Source organism: Mycoavidus sp. SF9855 (assembly GCF_024582735.1).
Classification (GTDB): Bacteria; Pseudomonadota; Gammaproteobacteria; order Burkholderiales; family Burkholderiaceae; genus Mycoavidus.
The window spans coordinates 474,937-496,601 of the sequence record NZ_CP102085.1; the positions used below are offsets into that span (position 1 = coordinate 474,937).

At 50.1% G+C, this 21,665-nt stretch carries 13 protein-coding genes, 1 tRNA gene and 1 pseudogene; 7 read left to right on the forward strand and 8 right to left on the reverse strand.

Annotated features, from left to right (window positions below; translation table 11 throughout):
* The first annotated feature begins 193 nt into the window (after positions 1-193).
* Entirely contained in the window at positions 194-5,467 is a 5,274-nt protein-coding gene (locus tag NQD60_RS02050) for an NACHT domain-containing protein (RefSeq protein WP_257100861.1), read from the forward strand.
* Positions 5,468-5,928: 461 nt separating this feature from the next.
* Here the strand turns inward: NQD60_RS02050 and NQD60_RS02055 are convergent.
* Together NQD60_RS02055 and NQD60_RS02060 are read right to left on the reverse strand one after the other, a co-directional pair.
* Positions 5,929-6,004 (reverse strand) — tRNA-Thr (locus NQD60_RS02055).
* An 11-nt stretch (positions 6,005-6,015) separates the two neighbouring features.
* A complete protein-coding gene (locus NQD60_RS02060) occupies positions 6,016-6,540 on the reverse strand; it encodes a disulfide bond formation protein B (protein ID WP_257100862.1) in 525 nt (174 codons plus the stop codon).
* Between the two features lie 161 nt (positions 6,541-6,701).
* On the opposite strand from NQD60_RS02060, the gene NQD60_RS02065 reads away from it, so the two are divergent.
* The 6 genes and pseudogenes from NQD60_RS02065 to tyrS all read left to right on the forward strand — a co-directional run bounded on the left by NQD60_RS02065 (position 6,702) and on the right by tyrS (position 15,697).
* The gene (locus NQD60_RS02065; protein WP_257100863.1) at positions 6,702-8,462 is read left to right on the forward strand and encodes a cation:proton antiporter; all 1,761 of its coding nucleotides are present in this window, start codon (positions 6,702-6,704) and stop codon (positions 8,460-8,462) included.
* A 200-nt stretch (positions 8,463-8,662) separates the two neighbouring features.
* Positions 8,663-9,532 (forward strand): annotated as a pseudogene (locus tag NQD60_RS02070) (gamma-glutamyl-gamma-aminobutyrate hydrolase family protein); the annotation flags it as partial.
* Between the two features lie 80 nt (positions 9,533-9,612).
* Entirely contained in the window at positions 9,613-10,731 is a 1,119-nt protein-coding gene (gene gcvT, locus NQD60_RS02075) for a glycine cleavage system aminomethyltransferase GcvT (RefSeq protein ID WP_257100864.1), read from the forward strand.
* 59 nt (positions 10,732-10,790) lie between these two features.
* Positions 10,791-11,171, forward strand: coding sequence for a glycine cleavage system protein GcvH (gene gcvH / locus NQD60_RS02080; RefSeq protein WP_257100865.1), 381 nt, complete (start codon positions 10,791-10,793; stop codon positions 11,169-11,171).
* A gap of 137 nt (positions 11,172-11,308) precedes the next feature.
* A complete protein-coding gene (gene gcvP, locus NQD60_RS02085; RefSeq protein WP_257100866.1) occupies positions 11,309-14,290 on the forward strand; it encodes an aminomethyl-transferring glycine dehydrogenase in 2,982 nt (993 codons plus the stop codon).
* 165 nt (positions 14,291-14,455) lie between these two features.
* Positions 14,456-15,697, forward strand: a complete 1,242-nt coding sequence (tyrS, locus tag NQD60_RS02090) for a tyrosine--tRNA ligase (protein ID WP_257100867.1) — start codon at positions 14,456-14,458, stop codon at positions 15,695-15,697.
* Between the two features lie 75 nt (positions 15,698-15,772).
* On the opposite strand, the gene ruvB is transcribed toward tyrS, so the two are convergent.
* From ruvB to NQD60_RS02120, 6 genes are all read right to left on the reverse strand, one after another.
* On the reverse strand, positions 15,773-16,834 hold the full coding sequence (gene ruvB / locus NQD60_RS02095) for a Holliday junction branch migration DNA helicase RuvB (protein ID WP_223693687.1): 1,062 nt from the start codon (positions 16,832-16,834) through the stop codon (positions 15,773-15,775).
* A 37-nt stretch (positions 16,835-16,871) separates the two neighbouring features.
* On the reverse strand, positions 16,872-17,450 hold the full coding sequence (gene ruvA, locus NQD60_RS02100; protein ID WP_223693689.1) for a Holliday junction branch migration protein RuvA: 579 nt from the start codon (positions 17,448-17,450) through the stop codon (positions 16,872-16,874).
* Between the two features lie 107 nt (positions 17,451-17,557).
* Positions 17,558-18,100 (reverse strand): crossover junction endodeoxyribonuclease RuvC, encoded by a 543-nt coding sequence (ruvC, locus tag NQD60_RS02105; RefSeq protein WP_257101234.1) that lies wholly within the window; start codon positions 18,098-18,100, stop codon positions 17,558-17,560.
* A gap of 74 nt (positions 18,101-18,174) precedes the next feature.
* The gene (purH, locus tag NQD60_RS02110; RefSeq protein ID WP_257100868.1) at positions 18,175-19,758 is read right to left on the reverse strand and encodes a bifunctional phosphoribosylaminoimidazolecarboxamide formyltransferase/IMP cyclohydrolase; all 1,584 of its coding nucleotides are present in this window, start codon (positions 19,756-19,758) and stop codon (positions 18,175-18,177) included.
* Between the two features lie 51 nt (positions 19,759-19,809).
* The gene (locus NQD60_RS02115) at positions 19,810-20,043 is read right to left on the reverse strand and encodes a Fis family transcriptional regulator (RefSeq protein WP_223693693.1); all 234 of its coding nucleotides are present in this window, start codon (positions 20,041-20,043) and stop codon (positions 19,810-19,812) included.
* A 355-nt stretch (positions 20,044-20,398) separates the two neighbouring features.
* Positions 20,399-21,607, reverse strand: coding sequence for a UbiH/UbiF/VisC/COQ6 family ubiquinone biosynthesis hydroxylase (locus NQD60_RS02120; protein WP_257101235.1), 1,209 nt, complete (start codon positions 21,605-21,607; stop codon positions 20,399-20,401).
* Between the last annotated feature and the right edge of the window lie 58 nt (positions 21,608-21,665).

Consider the following 21,665-nt stretch of genomic DNA (forward strand, 5'->3'; position numbering starts at 1 on the left):
TTCGATAGAAGATTGTCGAGGCGAAAGAAATCTTAATGAGTCTGAGCGGTCTCTTGGTGAGATGGAGTTAGCTGGTGGCTCGTTAAGTGAGTGCGCTTGATTCTCTACAAAAGGGAAGATAAGACGCTGCTTTTATTCTGGGTAGGGGGTGTCCTTGATTCACTCAGTTCTAATAAATAATAAAGGGAAGAAAATGTTGAATGCATTAATGGGGCTTGGTAATAGAGTGATCAATACATCATCAACCTCAATTTCTGGTTTGCCAGCAGCCCGCAGGCTCCAAGAAGAAGTGAACAATCATGAAAGGCTGGGGGACCTGGATAAAGCAAAGGAATGCTTTGAAGCAGGAATTCGCAAAGCAGAAGACTTGCTCCGGCGCACCCATAATAAATCTGAATTAGGAAAAACAAGAGAGCGGCTTGCAGCGAGTCATTTTTATTATGGTAATTTTCTGCGCGAGTGTGGGGATAAATTAAACGCTGAGGCTAACTATAAAAAGGCCTTAGAGCACGCGGGGTATATGGATTTAGAGCAGCCTGAGGCAGTGGAGTTGTTCAACCAAATAAGCGTTCAGTATCGCTCGATTTTAGCCGATGACGGAAATGCAAGTCAGGGGAATATTAGTCAGCTTGATCAAACAAAAGTTTCTGAGGAGCATGGGCGGATTTCAAAACTTAGCTTAATTCCCTTGCGGCGGCAGGGTGCCTCGTTTGCCCAGGAAAAAAGCGCGCTGGTGGATTACCTGTTTGAAAAGGCGTTGTCGACGCTGGGCTCCTTAGAGGTGTCCAACAAACCCAGCCTGTTTCTGGTATATGCGCACGATAATTCAACTCACGGAAAGGCCGAGGCCTCTACGTCTCGATATTTAATCAAGAAGTTATCTAAAATCCGGGTCAAGTTGTATTCCGATCAAACCCCGATGGGGCAACCGTATTCAAGCTCTCCGGAAGATCTGAAAGAAGACGGCAAGTTAGAGGATATCTTAACTAATCAGCTCTGTTTGCTGCCCGATCGGTTGCAAAGCGGTGTGAAACCGGTTGATAAGGTTGTGGTGTGTTGTTCTGAGGTACTAGGAAGCTATCTAAAATGGCCGGACTATGACAATTTTTATAAGCAACTTCGAGAGGCTTATCGCGAAGATCGAGAAACTTATCTCAAAGATGGTGAACAAGCGAAGGCTTGGGCTATCCGTGAGGTAGTCAGAGAATTTTCGCAAGAGCCGAGATATAAAGCAGGGTTTCATCATGTGCTGACAGAAATGGCTTTTTTGCAAATCCGAGCAGAGTGGCTGAAAAATGGTCATGGGATTATCCCAGTTCCATTAACTCGAGGTGGCTATGATGATTGCCTGCCCGGTTTTATTTCAGCGACCACGGTTCGGATGGGAGATATTCCTCGTTTTGAGGCGCAAGTCCAAGCGGGGCGAGAAGTGTATCCGAATCAAAGTCGACACTGGGTACTGTTCAAGCTGATCGAGCGGCTATTAGTGGACAGTGATGAGGCTAAAACGTTTCTGAACAAGTTTTGGCAGGGGTACGACGATTGCATTTCTTGGCTGAAAAGTGAGCCTTCAACACCTAGCGAACTTGAGTTTGTTAAGCTAGTAGACCGTATTTTCGATGAGATAGAGAGAGCCTTGCACAAGCAGCTTGCCTCTACTGTGAAGCAGGTTTATCCAGCTTGGCAGAAAGTGGACGCGCGGTTGTTAGATCAATCACGGGATCTGGCCAAGATTCAAACTAGGGTAAATTCACTGGTCAAAAAACTATTAGGCAACTTGCAGAAAAATATCCAGAAATTAAGAGCCACCTACTTAGAGGGTTTGCAGCAAGATAGAGAGATTAAAGATGCGCTGGCGAACTATGTCTCGCTTGAAGGTATTCCACTTCATGATTCAACCAGATTTGATTTAGAGAGCAAAGTTCGAGATTTCTTAAATTCGGATAAAAAAGTCTTGCTCCTATTGGGAGAGGCTGGCTCGGGCAAATCTACCTTTAATCGACACCTTGCCGTCAGCCTGTGGGAGGCGTATACCCAGGTGGATAGGGTAGAGGATGTGCCAATTCCGGTGTTTATAGAGTTATCGAGTCTGTCAGGGCCGAGTCAAAATCTGCTCAATGCGTTCTTTGAAACACAGGGTTTCTCGAAGGAACAGATCAACGAATTACAAACTAAACACCGTTTTGTACTTATTCTGGATGGCTTTGATGAGATTGAGCATCGTCAGCAGGTATTTTATAAAGATAACCAGTTGCATGCTTGGCAAGAGGCGAAAATCATTATCAGCAGCCGTCCAGAATATTTAGGACCGAATTATCAATACAAATTCCATCCGTCAGGCGAGCGCAGTGCGTTGCAGGAGTACCAGTTAGCGCCGTTTTCGGAGGAAACGATAAAGCGGTATATTGATCGATATAGCGCAACCCACCGGCATGCCTTATGGAACGCGCAACGTTATAGAAAAGCCCTAGAAGAGCCCAACTTAAAGGAGTTGGTCAGCAATCCATTTTTGCTGAAAATAACCTTGAGCGTATTGCCTGAGTTGAGTGGGGCGCCTCAAACAGAGGGCCAACGGTTTACCCGAATTACAATTTATGATCAGTTTGTAAAAAGTTGGTTTGATCGCTCGCAACAGAGGTTGAATCAAATACTGGTGCCTGACTCAAACGAAAGAAAAGAGTTTAAGGTTCTAGAGCGAGCAGGGTTTGCTGGTTTCGGGGTGGACTTTAGCAAGGAACTGGCGGTAGAAATGTACCAGGCAGGGGAAGTGATAACGTATTATCTGGCTACGACTTATGCGAAATGGAAAAAAAATAACGCTTTGACAGAACTGGATTGGCAGAGGCGCTTATTAAGCGATGAAGATACTGCCGCGGTGTTAATGCGCTTGAATGCGCCGTTAATCTGCCAGGACAGGCCGAATGACTTAGGCAAGGCATATCGATTTATCCATAAGTCTTTGCGGGATTATTTTGTGGCACGAGCGTTGTGGGAAGAGCTTAGCATTCATGTCAAGATTAGTCCCTCCTCATGGTTCAACAAATTAACTATCGTAAACGATCCGGCGGTATTGCAGTTTTTAGTGGAACGCGTGTGGCAAGAACCCGAATTAGAAAGCCAGCTTTTAAGCGTGATTGAACAATCTAAAGGGAAAGAAGGTACTCAGTTTGAGAAGGGAGCAGCGAATGCGCTGACAATCTTGGTAAAAGCTGGAATATATTTAAACGGCAAGGATTTTAGCGGGATACGCGTGCGTGGCGCCAATTTAAGCAATGGGGTTTTTGACCATACACGATTTGAAGGGGCAGACTTACGGGATGTGGATTTGTCCCGAGCATGGCTACGGTTGGCGGATTTCGCTGAGGCAGATTTAGCGGGTTTGCAATTGGGTGAAAAGCCCGCTTTAGAAATGAAAAGTGGGGTTATGGCTTGTTGTTATTCGCCGGATGATCATTGGCTTGCTGTAGCAATGGATGAGGAAATTAGGCTCTATGAAACCGGAGTTTTGCAATGTATACACACGTATGACGGACATGAGGATGACGTGGAGAGTATCGCGTTCTCAAGTGATGGTCAGTGGTTAGCGTCTGGAAGCTCTGATTGTACGGTGAAGCTGTGGCATGTCTGGGGTGATCAATCTCTTGTGCACACGTATGACGGGCATGAGTCTCGTGTGACGAGTGTCGCGTTCTCAAGTGATGGTCAGTGGTTAGCGTCTGGAAGCTCTGATTGTACGGTGAAGCTATGGTTTGTCTCTGGCGAACGAACCCCAGCGCACACATATGACGAGCATGAGTATGGAGTGATGAGTATCGCGTTCTCAAGTGATGGCCAGTGGTTAGCGTCTGGAAGTTATGATTGGACGGTTAAGCTGTGGACTGTCACGGGCGAACGAACTTTAGTGCACACGTATTACGGGCATGAGGAGGCCGTGATGAGTGTTGCGTTCTCAAGAGACGGTCAGTGGTTAGCCTCTGGAAGTAATGATGGTACGGTTAAGTTGTGGACTGTCACGGGCGAACGAACTCTAGTGCACACGTATGACGGGCATGAGAGGGAGGTGATGAGTGTCGCGTTCTCAAGCGATAGTAAGTGGTTAGTATCTGGAAGTACTGATTGGACGATGAAGCTATGGTTTGTCACGGGCGAACGAACTTTAGCACACACGTATGCCGGGCATGATGATGAAGTGATGAGTGTTGTGTTCTCAAGCGATAGTCAGTGGTTAGTGTCTGGAAGTTTAGATAAAACAGTGAGGCTGTGGACTATCTCGGGCGCACGGACTCTAGCGCACACGTATGACGGGCATGAGGGGGGAGTGGGGGATATCGCGTTCTCAAGCGATGGTCAGTGGTTAGCGTCTGGGAATTCTAATTGGACGGTGAAACTGCGGACTATCACGGGCGGAAAAACTCTAGTGCACACATATAATGGGCATGAGTCTTATGTGCCGAGTGTCGCATTCTCAAGCGATGGTCAGTGGCTAGCATCTGGAAGTGGTGATCAGACGGTGAAGCTGTGGGATGCCTCGGGCGAACGAACTCTAGTGCATACATATAAAGGGCATGAGGGTGGAGTGTTGAGTGTCGCATTCTCAAGCGATGGTCAGTGGTTAGCGTCTGGAAGTAGGGATCAGAAGATAAAGCTGTGGAGTGTCTTGGGCGAAAGAACTCTAGTGCACACATATAGCGGGCATGAGGATGCCGTGATGAGTGTCGCGTTTTCGCCCGATGGTCAATGGTTAGCGTCTGGAAGTAATGATAAGACCGTGAGGCTGTGGACTGTCTGGGGTGTACGGACTCTAAAGTACACGTATGACGGGCATAAGAATTATGTGAGGAGTGTCGCATTCTCAAGCGATGGTAAGTGGTTAGCGTCTGGAAGTATTGATTGGACGGTGAAGCTGTGGACTGTCACGGGCGAACGAACTCTAACGCGCACGTATGACGGGCATGAGGATGGAGTGACGAGTGTCGCGTTCTCAAGCGATGGTCAGTGGTTAGCGTCTGCAAGTATGGATAAGACGGTAAGGCTATGGTCTACTCTAACCGGAGATTGTCAAGCAGTACTGAAAAATTTTGTTGGTACCGTCAAAACTGTCGCGTGGCAGCCCACGCAGGATGGTCCAACCATACTGGGTACAGCAGACAAAGCTATTCGTCTTTGGCGAGTCACTTATGACTCAGATCAAATTGGCTCCATTATGTTAGATTGGGCTTCAAGGCAAAATACACTAAACGCAGAAGGTGCATGGATCGAAAATGCCAAAAATTTAGACCATCAAAATAAGGCATTGCTTATGCAATTAGGTGCAGGGCACGCTGGAACTGATAAAGGAAAGGCGGCTAACGTATCGACTCAGGAAAATTCAGACTTAAATAAAACTGAAATCGCTCGCATTAAAAGGGCATTGTTTGTTGATCTAGAGCGAAAAAATGATATTTTTGATGGATTAATCGAGGAATAATTATTGCTATCTTCAACAGAGCTCGACGAAACATTCTGACCTGAGGGAGAATTGAATGAGGAGGGAATAACTGGTGCCGAATTTCTCTCAAGAAAAGAACTCGTTCTACAAATTCAATCTCTTTAGGGATAAATAGAAAAGTCATGGAGTGCTTACGATATCTCCGGTAATCTGGTAAGAGTATCCACTGCGCGTTTTGCCAAACTGGCCACGGTAGCGGTGAGTACTCTGGCACAGGGATAGCGGTTGCGAATGCAGGAATCAACCAGCGTCCTTTATGTTGTGGGTCTTCATCGGCAAGATTGCTATAGAGGTATTGGCTAGGACATACCTACAGAATAGCTGTGTTGTGTTCCGCGTTTATGTTGGAAACAGGAGATGCATAACCCTCGATAAACCCTTATTCTATATGGTTTTAATTGGTTTTGCAGAGGGACTTAGTGACTATTGCTGAGGATAAATGGTGCCGGAAAGAGGAGTCGAACCCCCGACCTTCGCATTACGAATGCGCTGCTCTACCAACTGAGCTATTCCGGCACGAGGGGCGATTATAACGAGCTTTTTGTTGCGCTGCCAAGCCTATGTGATGAAAAGAGGCTAATGCTAATCAAGACAAGGATCGACAGATAGCCGATTAATGACCATGCTGAGAGCGATAATCCAAGAATTGGCGCATAGGGTACTTCACATAAACGGCTGACGGTGAATGCTGATGGTAAAATCCAGGCCAGTGGCAGGTTATCGACAAGTGGGCGCAAAACATCGAAACCGCAGCTAAAGAATGGATGCTTAAGCACCCAGATATGGCGCGCAGCGGCAGCAATACCGCCGGCAGTTGCAAGCAGCGTGAGTACACGTAGCGCCAAGTTAAGGCAACGATGGCGTACGATAGCTCCTGCTAGCGCAAAAAGCGCTATGCATAGATATGCATAGCGTTGCAAGATGCATAATGGACACGGGGCTTCGTTTTCAACGAATTGAAGATAGAATGCGCCGCTCAAAAATGCGGCACTGATTAGACTGCTGAGCAGGAGTAAACGCGATGAACGGAGCCAATCAAATCTTGGATTCATGAAAATGGATAAAATGGAGTCGTTAAATTAAAAACTATTGTAGCGCGAAGAAGTCACAACGGCTGTTCGCTTAAGCTATAGTTCGGGAGCGAGCGCTGGATTTTAGCGCTGCGGCTTAGTCTAATCATATTATTGTATCTGCCTTCAAGGACACGTACTGCATGCAGCATACCATTGGTTTTATTCATGACCTGGCGGTGATCATGTTGATCGCCGGCATTGTTACTGTGCTTTTTCATCGCTTCAAGCAGCCGGTTGTGCTTGGCTATATTGCTGCAGGGGTGATTATTGGGCCCCATACGCCGCCGTTTGAGTTAATTGGCGATGAGACATCGATTCATACGCTGGGTGAGCTTGGCGTGGTTTTTCTAATGTTCTCGCTCGGGCTTGAATTCAGTTTGCGCAAGCTTGCCAAAGTGGGTGCCACAGCGATTGTCGCTGCGTTATCAGAGATTGTGCTGATGTTGTGGCTAGGCTATGAAATCGGCTGCTGGTTTGGCTGGAAAACCATGGATGCGCTTTTTCTTGGAGCCATGCTGGCGATTTCATCGACCACCATTATTGTCAAAGCGTTAGACGAACTTGGCTTGAAACGTGAACGTTTTGCGCAAACCGTATTTGGCATTCTGATTGTTGAGGATATTCTTGCTATTGCGATGATTGCCTTGCTGTCCGGAATTGCGAGCAGTGGCTCGGTAGATGCCGGCAGTGTCGTGATCACTCTGGCACGCCTAATGTTGTTTATGGTCGTATCGCTGGTGCTCGGGTTATTGCTGGTGCCGCGTCTATTACAATATGTGGCGAGTTTTAAACGCGATGAAATGTTGTTAATTACGGTGCTTGGCTTGTGCTTTGGTTTTTGCTTAATCGTGCTCAAGCTTGGTTATAGTATTGCACTTGGGGCCTTCTTAATTGGCGCGATTATGGCTGAATCGCGTGCGCTGCATTCGATTGAGCGGGTGGTTGCGCCGCTACGCGATATGTTTAGCGCAATCTTTTTCGTGACGATCGGGCTGATGCTTGATTTACGCGCATTGGTCGACTATGCGTGGCCGATTGCAGTGATTACAACCGTGGTGGTGTTTGGCAAAATTCTGACTTGTGGACTTGGCACTTTCGTTGCGGGCTGCGATGGCCGCACCTCAATGCGAGTCGGCATGAGCGTGGCGCAAATTGGCGAGTTTTCGTTCATTATTGCGGCGTTGGGCGTGTCTTTGCATGTGACAAGCGATTTTCTTTACCCGGTTGCGGTTGCAGTTTCTGCTCTGACAACGCTCTTTACACCTTATTTGATTCGAGCCGCTGATCCGTTGACGCAACGCATTGCGGAAATATTGCCCCGGCCGTTTGTACGCTTGTTTTCTAATTACGCGCAATGGTTATCGAACTTACAACTCACCGGCGATAACGCTGCGGTCTTTAGACTGGTGCGCAGTATTGTGTTACAGATTGCGGTGAACCTTGCGCTGGTTGCGGCCATTTTTATCGGTGTTTCTTATTTTGCGATCCGCATCGATGACTGGGTTAACGCCCGAGTGCCCGATGAACGTGTCCAAAACGTTTTGTGGTGGAGTGCAGCGCTGGCTATCTCGATGCCTTTTCTAGTTGCGATCTACCGCAAGCTTAAATCGCTGGCGCTCTTATTAGCCGAAATTAGCGTGCGGCCTGTAGTCACGGGACGCTTTACCACCAGTATCCGGTATGCGCTGGCTGAGCTTGTGCCCGCGATCGCGATGTTTGGCGTATTTTTATGGGTGACGGCTTTGAGCGGGCGTATTCTGCCTCCTGTCGATTTGTTGATTGCAGTTTTAGCCTGTGCAGCGCTTTTGCTGGTGGTACTGTGGCGCTGGTTTGTGCGAGTCCACGCTAGGTTGCAAATTGTGCTACGTGAAACTTTTGACAATAACCAAGATCATGGTTAGGCGGGCTGTTTTTCTGCTAGTTGTTAAAAAATAGAGAGAATTCATCTGAATAGGCAATTGCAATGAATGAACACTCACCATCGACAGTAGTCGAGTCCTCTGCAACCACGGTGGAGTCAACCCACCCTGCGTCCGTCGCGGCGGCGCCTGAAACAACTGAATTGACAGCTCCTTTAGCAGACAATTCTGCTACTGCTTCTTATGTAAAAGAGAATGAGTCAGCGTGGTCAGTCTTCGGGCGTAGCGTTGCTGCGCGTTTGCGCATGCTGTATGGCCGGGCCACGCAGCGCATCACACAACGGACCTTGCGCATCGGTATCTCAGCGCGAATTTTCCATCCGGAACCCGATGGCAAGGGACTACGCGGTAAAACGCTGCAATATTTAGAAGAATCTATTGCGCACTGGGTGATGTCGCGTGACGTTCTCGTCTTTATGATTCCGACTGTAGGGCATCAAGGCATGTTGCATCCCAGCAATATTCGGCTGCGCGATTATGCCAAGCATCTAGATGGGCTGGTGTTGCAAGGTGGCGCGGATGTCTCACCGCAATCGTACTCGCCTGAAGCCACTCGTCCTGAATGGTCAGGGGACCGGGTGCGTGATATGTATGAGCTTGAGCTATTGCACGAATTTATTGAGTCGGGTAAACCCGTGCTCGGTATCTGCCGCGGTTGTCAGTTGATTAATGTCGCGTTTGGCGGGACTTTATATCAAGACATTGCGAGCGATGTACCCACGGCTGGCGTGCATGTGAGTGAGCAATATGATTTGCATCGGCATGCCGTCAATTTTCCAGCGGGGGCAACGTTTTCTACGCTATTTTCAGCGAGCGAGGCAACGATCAATTCAATTCATCATCAAGCTGTCAAAACGCTGGGGCGCGATCTGTCAGTTGAGGCCATCTCAGCGGGCGACGATATCATCGAAGCGGTGCGTTACAACAAAGCGCCATTTGTCGTGGGGGTGCAATGGCATCCTGAGTTTCATCGCGCACAGGGACCCGAGTTACTTGATTGCACGCCGCTGTTGGATAGTTTTTTACGGGCTGCGCGTGAGACTCGGTTTTAGAGGTCGCACTTCCTAAGCATAGAGAGAAGCGGGCAGTATAATATTTATAATTGAATTGAAATCTCCTCAGGCGGCGCTTGATGACTGAATTGAAAAAAACACCTCTTTATGCGATGCACTGCGCGTCCAATGCTCGTATCGTTGATTTTGGCGGCTGGGCGATGCCGCTGCATTATGGCTCGCAGCTTGATGAGCATCAGGCAGTACGTACGGATGCAGGCATGTTCGATGTCTCGCATATGTGTGTGATTGATATTGGCGGTACTGTCGGCAGTGATGATGTGCGCACTTTTTTGCGCTACGTGCTGGCCAATGATATTGATAAACTCAAAACCCCCGGGCGTGCATTGTATTCGTGTATGCTTAATACGCACGGTGGCGTCATTGATGATTTAATCGTTTACTTGGTTCGTGAAGACCTATTTCGCGTCGTTGTGAATGCAGCAACGGCTGAGCAAGATATTGTCTGGCTTAACCAATTAAATGCTGAAGGTGAGTTTGGCGTTACGCTGATGCCGCGGCGTGATTTGGCGATGATTGCAGTGCAGGGTCCGCACGCCTGTAAAAAAATATTGCAGGCAGTGCCTGCTGTGCGTCGTGCAACCGAAGCACTGAAGCCATTTGGTTTTGCGATTGTGTCGGCTACGCCATACGGTGAAATGTTGCTAGCGCGTACCGGTTATACGGGCGAAGATGGTTTTGAGCTTATCGTTGCGGCTGATGCGGCTACCGCCTTGTGGCTCAAGCTAGCTGAGGCGGGTGTGCGTCCGTGTGGTTTGGGCGCGCGCGATACGTTGCGGCTTGAAGCAGGCATGAATTTATATGGCCAGGATATGGACATTAACACCTCGCCGCTTGATGCGGGCTTAGGGTGGACAGTCGAGTTGGCGGTAGCTCGAGATTTTGTTGGCAAGGCCGCGTTATTGCGCGCTGGCTGCCGAGCAACCTTCGCAGGTCTCATATTGTGCGAGACGGGTGGAGTTTTGCGGGCGCATCAAACTGTGTTGACAGCCGCGGGTGAAGGAAAAATTACAAGTGGTACGTTTTCACCCGTATTGCAACAGTCGATTGCCTTTGCGCGTATGCCATTAGAGGTGCAGGTAGGGGACCTGGTACAGGTCCAAATTCGTAACAAACAATTAGCTGCGCGTGTTGTGAACTTGCCTTTCGTACGTCATGGCAAGGCGCTGGTCAATTGATTTTAAATTGATTTTTTAAATTTTCCGATGATGCACGATTTAATCAAAAGGAATGACTAATGAAACTTCCAGCAGATTTACAATACACTGAATCGCATGAGTGGGTGCGGCTTGAGACCGATGGTACTGTCACCATCGGTATTACTGATCATGCGCAAGAGGCGCTGGGCGATATCGTCTTTTTAGAGTTGCCGACTGAAGGTACCAAGATTGACGCTGGCAAGTCGTTAGCGGTGATTGAATCCGTTAAAGCAGCTTCTGATATTTATGCGCCTATATCGGGTGAGGTCCTTGAAATAAACGAGAAGTTGGCGGAGGAACCTGGCGCCGTTAATGCCGATCCATATGCTGCTTGGCTGTTGAAACTTAAACCCTCTGAGCAGGCAGAACTTGCGTCATTAATGAGTGCTGAAGCATACCGCCAATCGCTTGGCGGTTAGTTTTTTCTGTAAACTGAGCTGGCTCTAACAACTTAGGCCAGCGGTTAGCTAGCCTATTCACTTCTTCGTAGTACACGCTTGTCTTGTTTTGCAGTAGCCTACTGCAAAGTAGAGTGTGAAACCCAATTTAGTTCCCGATGCGATCCCCCTCTCTTAATTCAATCGATACCCCTTCTTCTCTCCAGGCATTGGAGACTCATGATAGCTTTGCCAAGCGCCATCTTGGCTTAAGCGATGAAGAGCAACAACAGATCTTGACTGAGCTTGGCTTTAGCTCACGTAAAGAACTGATAGATGTGGTGGTGCCCGCTGATATTCGACGCCATGATGCGCTGCCATTAGGCGCTTTTAGTGAACCTAAAAGCGAAGTGCAGGCACTGGCTGAACTTCGTTCATTGGCGGCGCAAAATCAGGTATTGCGCTCTTTTATTGGTCAGGGCTATTACGGCACGCATACCCCCAGCGTGATTTTGCGTAATGTGCTTGAAAACCCTGCCTGGTATACCGCTTACACACCTTATCAGCCAGAAATTTCACAAGGGCGATTGACCGCATTACTGAATTTTCAGCAAATGGTGACTGATTTAACTGGCCTGGCGCTGGCGAATGCATCAATGCTTGACGAAGCCACCGCGGCGGCTGAGGCGATGGGGTTATTATGGCGCATTAGCACGATCAACTCACCGGTGTTTTATGTCGCAGATGATGTGTTGCCGCAAACCCTGGCGGTGGTTCAAACACGTGCGCAGGCACTAGGGATTGAGGTCGTGATCGGACCTGCTGAGGCAGCTACAAAAGCCCAGGCGTTTGGCGTGTTGCTTCAATATCCAGGGGCCGATGGTACGGTGCGCGATGACCGGGCGCTAGTGAAGGCGCTCCAGGTGGCGGGTTCACGCGTGGTTGTCGCCGCGGATTTACTCGCTTTGACCTTATTGACGCCACCGGGTGAATGGGGCGCGGATATTGTCGTAGGCAATACGCAGCGCTTTGGCGTGCCGATGGGGTTTGGTGGTCCGCATGCGGCTTATTTTGCTGTGCGCGATGAATATAAGCGCCATTTACCGGGGCGCTTGGTGGGGGTCACGGTTGACGCACAAGGCAAGCCAGCGCTGCGGCTTGCACTGCAAACACGAGAGCAGCATATTCGCCGGGAGAAAGCCACCTCAAATATTTGCACGGCACAGGCGCTGCTGGCGATTATCGCGAGTATGTATGCGGTCTATCACGGCCCGTCGGGACTGCGCGCCATTGCTTTGCGCGTGAGCCGGCTGGCTGAGATTCTTGCTGCGGGGCTTGAACAACTTGGATTTACGATTGTCAATCAGACTTATTTTGACACACTGACAATCAAGACCGACGGCTTAACTGACACGATTCACGCGCAAGCTGTGCGGCATGGCATGAACTTGCGGCGGATTGATGCAACGCAAGTAGGGGTGGCTCTCGATGAAACGACTACGCGCGCTGATGTGATTGAGCTATGGAGGGCATTTAGCTTAGCCAGCAGGACTCAAGAGGGCTTAGTCAAGCCGTTTAGCGAAGCAGCTAAAGCGAGCCAAGCGGGTGCAATAGACCAGGCCTTTTTACCGGATATCGATGCCCTGGATGCCACGACTCGTTCGCGCCTACCCGTTTCGTTACTGCGCCAAAGCAGTTACTTAACGCATCCAGTCTTTAACAGCTACCATACTGAACACGAAATGCTGCGTTATTTACGCGGCTTGGCGGATAAAGATTTAGCGCTTGATCGCACAATGATTCCGCTCGGCTCATGCACGATGAAGCTCAATGCCAGCTCGGAAATGCTGCCGCTGACCTGGCCTGAATTTGCGCAGATGCATCCGTTTGCACCTGCTGCACAGACTGTAGGCTATCGGGCGATGATTGCACAATTGGAGCAGATGCTGGTTGCGTGTACCGGCTATGCTGCGGTTTCATTGCAGCCTAATGCGGGCTCACAAGGCGAATACGCGGGCTTGCTCGCGATCCGTGCCTATCATGCATCGCGTGGTCAAGCGCAGCGTGATGTTTGTCTGATTCCTGCCTCAGCGCATGGGACCAATCCAGCCTCAGCTCAAATGGCTGGGATGCGAGTGGTGGTGGTGAGCTGTGATGCAAATGGCAACACCGATCTTGCTGACCTTCGCGCGAAGGCGGTGCACTATGCCGCACAACTCGCCGCGATTATGATTACTTATCCGTCCACCCATGGTGTTTTTGAGCGCAATGTGAAAGATATCTGCGAGATTGTGCATACGCATGGTGGTCAAGTGTATATCGATGGCGCTAATATGAATGCGATGGTGGGTTTAAGCGCCCCGGGTCAGTTTGGTGGCGATGTTTCGCATCTCAATTTACATAAAACTTTTTGTATTCCACATGGCGGTGGCGGACCCGGGGTCGGGCCGGTTGCGGTGGCAGCACATTTAGTTCCTTTTCTACCTAGTCATACTGCGCTCGAGCCAACTAAAGCGGCGGGTGTTGGCGCGGTGGCCGCGGCACCTTATGGTTCGGCGTCGATTTTACCCATTTCATGGATGTATATTGCAATGATGGGGGCGGCAGGTCTCACCGCCGCGACTGAATGCGCGATCTTGGCCGCGAACTATGTGGCTCATAAGCTAGGCGCGCATTACCCGCTACTCTATAGTGGCCCGCAGGCAAGAGTTGCGCATGAATGTATCCTTGATCTGCGGCCTTTAAAAGAATCAACCGGCATTACGGTAGACGATGTGGCTAAGCGTTTGATCGACTATGGCTTTCATGCGCCAACGATGAGCTTTCCGGTGCCAGGCACGCTGATGATCGAGCCAACCGAATCGGAATCTAAAGCCGAGCTTGATCGCTTCATTGACGCGATGATTGCAATTCGCGCTGAAATCCGTGAGATTGAAGAGGGCCGTGCCGATCGCGCAGATAATCCTCTCAAACATGCGCCACACACGGCTCAAGTAGCGACTGCAAGCAATTGGACGCATGCCTACTCGCGTGAAACAGCCGTGTGGCCACAGCCTATATTATTGTCGCGCAAGTATTGGCCGCCGGTTGGCCGGGCTGACAATGCTTACGGCGATCGCAACTTATTTTGCTCCTGTGCGCCAGTCAAAGAAAGTGTGTGAGCATAGGCTACTTAGCGAGGCTAGAGCGCTCCCAAGACGCGTGGTCCTGCAGCGCCGCCACCACAGACGTAAACAGCTTGGCAGGTATTGGCAGACTGTGCGATAGTCCGTGCAATACAGTCGATTTTGTTTTTAAATAGTTCCAACTAGCCCATTTGATTTAGCGTGAAGACTCAGCATCCCTCTACCCAATCCGCACCTATTACTGACGAAGTACAGGCGGCGTTAGCTATTGCCCAGCGCGGCTGTGATGAACTCTTGATTGCAGAAGAGTTTATCCAAAAGCTGGCGCGTAGCGCCGCCACTGGCATACCTTTGCGCATTAAACTCGGACTTGATCCAACTGCGCCAGATATTCATTTAGGGCATACGGTGGTGCTCAATAAAATGCGCCAATTGCAGGATTTGGGGCATACCGTCATCTTTTTAATTGGCGATTTTACTTCACTTATTGGCGACCCGTCCGGGCGCAATATTACTCGGCCGCCGCTTACGCGTGAGCAAATCGAAGCCAACGCAAAAACTTACTTTGAGCAAGCCTCGCTGGTGCTGGACCGAGCTAAGACTGAAATACGCTACAACAGTGAATGGTCAATGGCGCTCGGAGCAGATGGCATGATTAAGCTTGCCTCACGCTATACCCTGGCGCGGATGCTTGAGCGCGATGATTTCACGCAACGTTTTCAGGGTAATACGCCGATTTCGATTCACGAACTCTTATATCCGTTGATGCAAGGATACGATTCAGTGGCTTTAAAAGCTGACCTCGAGCTAGGCGGCACTGACCAAAAATTTAATTTGCTGGTTGGGCGCGAATTGCAAAAGCAATATGGGCAAGCCCCTCAGTGCATTTTAACAATGCCGCTATTAGAGGGGTTGGATGGTATTGAAAAGATGTCCAAATCCAAAGGCAATTATATTGGCATTCAGGAAAAACCCGCCGATATGTTTGGTAAGTTGATGAGCATTTCAGATGATTTGATGTGGCGCTATTATGAGTTGCTGTCATTTCGCAGCTTAGCTGAGATTGAAGGGTTTCAAGGCGAAGCCAGCGCTGGACGCAATCCACGTGACTTTAAAGTTTTGCTGGCACAAGAAATGGTCACCCGCTTTCATTCAGCAACCGCTGCTGAGCGTGCCTTAGAAGAGTTTAATCACCGCGCGCGTGGTGGGGTGCCAGACGATATTCCGGCGCTGACACTAAATGGCGCGCCGCTGGCCATTGGCGCTTTGTTAAAGCAAGCAGGTTTGGTGCCATCGACCAATGAAGCGGGGCGTAATATTGAGCAAGGCGGGGTGCGGATTGATGGTGGGGTTGTGTCTGATAAAGCGCTCAAAGTAGAGGCCGGGACTTATGTGGTGCAGGTGGGTAAGCGGCGTTTTGCGCGCGTGACTGTATCGGCCTGATTTTATTAGAATGGTGCCCCATCAGTTTCTTGGTCACCTGATGGGGCGGCGCCACTTTTAAAAACGCAGCAGCGGTTAAAGACCTTTTATGTCCCACAGTTCTCGAATTGGCCCACCATCAGGCGCGGCGAGCCCAAAATGCCGGTAGGTGAGTAAAGTCGCAATACGTCCGCGCGGAGTTCGCTGTAAAAAACCTTGCTGGATCAAATAGGGCTCAATCACGTCTTCGATCGTATCGCGCTCTTCGCCAATTGCGGCGGCAAGGTTATCGACGCCGACTGGCCCGCCATCGAATTTATGCAAAATCGCTTCGAGTAATTTGCGATCCATCAAATCAAAACCAACCGGATCAACGTCAAGCATGGCCAGGGCAGCATCCGCGATAGCGGCGGTAATGTTGCCATCGGCTTTGACTTGCGCATAATCGCGCACGCGGCGCAAAAGCCGATTTGCGACGCGGGGCGTGCCGCGCGAGCGCCGCGCGATTTCAAGGGCGCCATCGTTAACGATAGGGACCTCAAGCAACTGCGCTGAGCGGCGGACGATTTGCGCCAGTTCTGCCGCATCATAAAATTCAAGCCGCGCGACAATGCCAAAGCGGTCGCGTAGCGGGTTGGTTAGCATGCCAGCGCGAGTGGTTGCGCCAATCAAGGTGAAAGGCTGTAAATCAAGTTTTACACTGCGTGCAGCAGGGCCTTCGCCAATCATAATATCGATTTGATAATCTTCGAGTGCTGGGTACAAGATTTCTTCGACGACCGGAGACAGTCGGTGAATTTCATCAATAAAGAGCACATCATTGGCTTCAAGATTGGTCAACAACGCAGCTAAATCGCCGGCGCGCTCAAGAACGGGTCCTGAGGTTTGTCGCAAATTCACGCCCATTTCACGCGCAATGATATGAGCCAGCGTGGTTTTACCCAGCCCAGGTGGACCAAACAGCAACACGTGGTCAAGCGCTTCAGCTCGCTGTCTGGCGGCTTGAATAAAAATTTCCAGCTGTGAGCGTACTTTTTGCTGACCGATATAATCATCAAGCTGGCGTGGCCGCAGCGCTCGCTCAAAGACTTCTTCATTAGGTGAGGTAGAGGTCGCGGTGATTAAGCGGGAACTTTCCAGAGTGTCGGTTTCGATCATTATTGAACGGATAGTAAGCAGTTAAAGCTAATTTAAGCTAGGTTTTAGACAGGGCTTTCAAGGCAAATTTAATCCCGTCCGACACACTGGCGCTAGCGGGTATGCCCTTGACGGCCAGCAACGCTTCTTTCTCCGAATAGCCTAGCGCCAGTAATGCATTGAGAATATCGGCAGCATCTAGGCCAAGTGCATGGCCCGTTCCGGTGCCTAGCTCAGCGCCCAGTTTACCCTTTAATTCAAGCAGTAGCCGCTCAGCGGTTTTTTTACCAATGCCCGGAATGCGGGTTAGCAAAGCGGTGTTTTGGGCGGTGACGGCCTGCGCTAAATCGGCCACACTCATGCCAGATAACACAGCAAGCGCCATCCGTGCGCCGATACCGCTGATTTTAAGTAGCTCACGAAAAGTTGAACGTTCTGGCGCGCTAGCAAAACCATACAGTAAATGCGCATCTTCGCGCACCAACAATTGGGTGATTAATACAACCGGCTCGCCAGTTGCGGGCAAGGTGTAAAAAGTGCTCATCGGCACATCGATTTCATAGCCAATGCCATGGCAATCGATGAGTAGGCGCGGTGGATTTTTTTCCAGCAAAATGCCGGCAATTCGACCAATCATGACAAAAATAAAAAAACCAACTTAAAAGACAAGTGTAGCGCATTCGGGCCAAGCAGTTGGTGGATCTGGGCCAACGCTTATAACGAACAGGCTAAGGAGAAGGGGGATTAACCTACAAGCCGGCCGCGGCGCATGCGATACCCTTTTTGCGTAAGCGCAGGAGCAAGACCGCCAAGAGTGTTCAGTGCGCTGCCGCTATGCGCGTGGCAAATGGCCACGCCAAGCGCATCAGCCGCATCAGTGCCTGGTAGGCTATTTAAGCGCAAGAGCCTTGCAACCATCTGCTGCACTTGTTCTTTGCTGGCGCGCCCGTGACCCACAACAGCTTTTTTTAACTGTAACGCCGTGTATTCATAAACAGGCATGCCTCCGGCCACGAGCGCGCAAATTGCTGCCCCGCGCGCCTGGCCGAGCAGTAATGTCGATTGCGGATTGACATTAACAAAGACCTTTTCAATGGCTGCCTGCATAGGGGTATGCTGGCCAAGCAGGACTGCGATGCCGTCAAAGATCGTCCCAAGCCGTTGTGGCAAATCGGCATTGGGGGTTTTGATGACGCCACTTGCAAGATAGCTTAAATGTTGACCGTTTTGTTCGATCACGCCAAAACCTGTGACCCGCAAACCGGGATCGATGCCGATGATTTTTATGCTAGCCCTCCGCTTGAATTATTTGCCTAAAAAAGACACTCTGTTCCAAAATCAGCATGATCCGATTGCCTTGATCAATGCCGGAAGTGGCGTGTGCCGGTGAATACCATGGCAATATTATGCTCATCAGCAGCAGCAATGACCTCGTCATCGCGCATCGAGCCGCCTGGTTGAATCACACAGGTCGCACCTGCTGCAACAATCACATCAAGTCCATCGCGAAATGGAAAAAATGCATCCGAGGCAGCGGCGCAACCGGCTAAGCTTAAGTTAGCATTTTCCGCTTTAATGCTGGCAATGCGGGCGGCATCGATACGGCTCATTTGGCCGGCGCCAATACCCAGCGTCATATGCTGCGCACAAAATACGATCGTGTTTGATTTAACAAACTTAGCAACCTGCCAGGCGAATAACAAATCATCCATTTCTTTGGGGGTTGGATGCCGCTTGGTGACCACGCGTAGCTCATGCAATTGACTATTTTTTGCATCGGGCGATTGCACTAATAAACCGCCGCCGATGCGCTTTAAATCGAAAGCATTCAGCGTCTGGCCCAGCGGAATTTCAAGCACGCGCAGGTTTTGTTTGGCGGCGAGCAGTTGCTTGGCGCTGTTGCTAAAGGCGGGGGCAATCAGCACTTCGACAAATTGCTGCAGCACAGCGTGTGCCGCTGCTTCATCGACTTCGCGATTAAACGCGATGATCCCGCCAAAAGCGGAGGCTGGGTCAGTTTGAAATGCTTTGCCATAGGCCGCAGCGGCACTATCTGCGAGCGCGGCGCCACATGGGTTCGCATGTTTGACAATCACGCAGGCATAGGTCTCGGCGCCAGTTGCGTTGAAACTCCTGACGCATTCCCAGGCAGCATCAGCATCGGCGAGGTTATTGTAAGAAAGCTCTTTGCCTTGTAGCTGACGATAATTCGCGAGCGCGCTATCAGGGGGGGTAAGATCACGGTAGAACGCCGCCTGCTGATGCGGATTTTCACCGTAGCGTAGGTCTTGCACTTTCTCAAAGGCTAGATTGAGCACAGCCGGGTATGGGTTGCGTGTGCTATGCGTTAGATCTTCGCCTAAGCTACTCAAGTAATTGGCAATCGCGCCATCGTATTGCGCGGTATGCGCAAAGGCTTTGGTCGCGAGCCTAAAATTAGTGGCGTAGCTGACGGTATGAGTGGTTTGCGCGCGGATTTCATCGAGTACTACGGTGTAATCAGCCGGATCAACGATGACCGTGACATCGCGATGATTTTTAGCTGCCGAGCGCAACATTGCAGGCCCGCCGATATCGATATTTTCAATTGCTTCGGCGAGCGTGCAATCCTCACGTGTAACGGTCTGGGCAAATGGATAAAGGTTCACCACGAGCAGATCAATGGTGTTGATATCGTGCTCTTGCAATGATGCTTTATGCGCGGGCAAATCACGCCGCGCGAGTAAGCCGCCGTGTATTTTAGGATGCAGTGTTTTGACGCGCGCGTCGAGCATTTCAGGAAAACCCGTGTAATCAGCGACTTCTGTGACGGCGATGCCTGCCTCACTTAAGTGCTTAGCGGTACCGCCCGTCGATAAAATAGCAATGCCAAGCGAAGAAAGCGTGCGGGCAAATTCGACAATACCCGATTTATCTGAAACAGAAAGGAGTGCTTGTTTGATCATTATTCATTAAAAATAGAAAAACCCGCTGCTAAAACAGCGGAGGGTCAGTGACTACAATAAATTGTGTTGCTGCAATTTCTTGCGCAAAGTATTGCGGTTAATACCAAGGTATTGGGCTGCCAGCAATTGTTTTCCGCCTGCCCGTGCAAGGATGTACTCAAAAAGTGGCTTCTCGACACATGAAATAACCATTTCATAGAGGTCATGTGGCGGCGAACCGTCCAAATCCTGAAAGTATTTAGCTAAACTTTTGTGTACGCAGTGTTCGATGTCGCCTTTGCTCATACGACTAACCACTCAATTTGAGAAAATGACTCAATAGAATATGAGCGGCGGCGATGCTGACAGTGAATAAAGGGGGGCCTAGGACTGGCAAAAAACGGGTGGGATACCATAGATGAAGCAGATATATAGAGGGTGCAGGAGAAAAAGGCTATATTCTAACGCTAACCTACCTGCTAATTTGCTTTGTAGTGCTTTAAATCTCCTATTAAGAAAATATGTTGATAGTTAAATTGAGGTGGATCAGTCAACTTAAATTTAAGGTTGCTTGCTGGGCCGGCTAAATAGCCGAGCGTAAGCACGAAATATTTTCAAATGGGTAACGAACGATAGATTTGACTGCGAGTTCCTGATTCAATTAGTTCCGCTGGCCAAATATCATATGTTGCGCCAGTCTACGTTTGAGTGGTGGTAAGCAATCGAGCGCAGTCAAAGCAAACCCATAGCTGGGCGCAAGTAATGCACTCAATGGAGGTGCAAAGCCGCTGGTAAAAATGCGCGCCAGTAAATCGGTGCCAGTAATGGTTAATTTCCGGTCAGCGCGCCGGCGCTGTGCAAAGCGGGCTAGAGCCGCGGGTGTCGGGCCTGCTTCGGATAAAGCTTCCACTAATGTATAAGCGTCGCGTAAGCCTAGGTTTAACCCTTGCCCTGCCACTGGATGCAAGGTTTGAGCTGCATTGCCAATCACCGCGGTGCGATGCTCGGCGAGCGTTGCCGCCGTGTTTAAGTTCAGCGCAAAGGCAGCACGGCCATTGATTTCGGTAAAACGTCCGAGACGAGAGCCGAATAGTGTGCTCAGTTCCGCTAAAAATGCGCTTTGATTTGTCTGTAGCCGGCGTTGTGTGTCGTCAGGGCGGCCGCACCAAACCAGCGCATAGTCAGCGTTGCGGGTGCCCCCTAAAGGAAGTAGGGCAAGTGGGCCTTCATTGGTGAAACGCTCCCACGCGACATAGGGCTGTGGCGTGCTGACGCTGACCACGCCAACCAAAGCAGTTTGCTGATAAGCACGAGTATTGCTGTGCTGAGGGTTCAGCGCAGAGGGTTGAGCATGATATTGGCCACCCTCTGCATGAATTAAAAGCCGCGTGCGTAGCGTGCGTGTACCGGTGGCAGTTTCGATCGGCAGGGTCACACTATACGCGTCTTGCGTAGGCACGCCCGCCTTGGTTTGGGTAAAGCGGTGTAGCGCCTTGGCAGGTAGTGCGTTTTCAAGCGTAGAGAGGAGCGCGCCGTAACGTACCACATAGCCAAGTGCTGGCAAACGCTGTTCGCAGCAGTCGATAAGCGCACGCCCAAAATATCCGCGTTGCGAGATATGCACCCGTTTAATTGGCACAGCCGAGGCCGGCCAGCCGAGCGTCTCAAGCAGGCTATGGCTGCCTTGCGAGAGAGCAAAGGCACGCGGGTCGTTGTTTAATGCAGAGGGTTTATTGGCATCAATGAGAGCGATAGACAGTGTGCGTGTTGCGCTGCGACGCATGAGCCAGCCTGCTAGTGCTAGGCCAACTGGCCCTGCGCCAACAATGATCAAATCAAAATCAAAGGGCGCGGGTAGCAAGTGGGGCATGGCTGGATGGGCCTTGTGGCCTTCTGCTAGCCAGTCTGAAAGTTGTGCTAGGCGGATG

Excerpts from the sequence above, each read along its gene's own strand:
- NQD60_RS02050 (WP_257100861.1), top strand. The coding sequence starts at position 194 with ATGTTGAATGCATTAATGGGGCTTGGTAATAGAGTGATCAATACATCA.
- NQD60_RS02060 (WP_257100862.1), bottom strand. The coding sequence starts at position 6,540 with ATGAATCCAAGATTTGATTGGCTCCGTTCATCGCGTTTACTCCTGCTC.
- NQD60_RS02065 (WP_257100863.1), top strand. The coding sequence starts at position 6,702 with ATGCAGCATACCATTGGTTTTATTCATGACCTGGCGGTGATCATGTTG.
- gcvT (WP_257100864.1), top strand. The coding sequence starts at position 9,613 with ATGACTGAATTGAAAAAAACACCTCTTTATGCGATGCACTGCGCGTCC.
- gcvH (WP_257100865.1), top strand. The coding sequence starts at position 10,791 with ATGAAACTTCCAGCAGATTTACAATACACTGAATCGCATGAGTGGGTG.
- gcvP (WP_257100866.1), top strand. The coding sequence starts at position 11,309 with ATGCGATCCCCCTCTCTTAATTCAATCGATACCCCTTCTTCTCTCCAG.
- ruvB (WP_223693687.1), bottom strand. The coding sequence starts at position 16,834 with ATGATCGAAACCGACACTCTGGAAAGTTCCCGCTTAATCACCGCGACC.
- ruvA (WP_223693689.1), bottom strand. The coding sequence starts at position 17,450 with ATGATTGGTCGAATTGCCGGCATTTTGCTGGAAAAAAATCCACCGCGC.
- purH (WP_257100868.1), bottom strand. The coding sequence starts at position 19,758 with ATGATCAAACAAGCACTCCTTTCTGTTTCAGATAAATCGGGTATTGTC.
- NQD60_RS02115 (WP_223693693.1), bottom strand. The coding sequence starts at position 20,043 with ATGAGCAAAGGCGACATCGAACACTGCGTACACAAAAGTTTAGCTAAA.
- NQD60_RS02120 (WP_257101235.1), bottom strand. The coding sequence starts at position 21,607 with ATGCCCCACTTGCTACCCGCGCCCTTTGATTTTGATTTGATCATTGTT.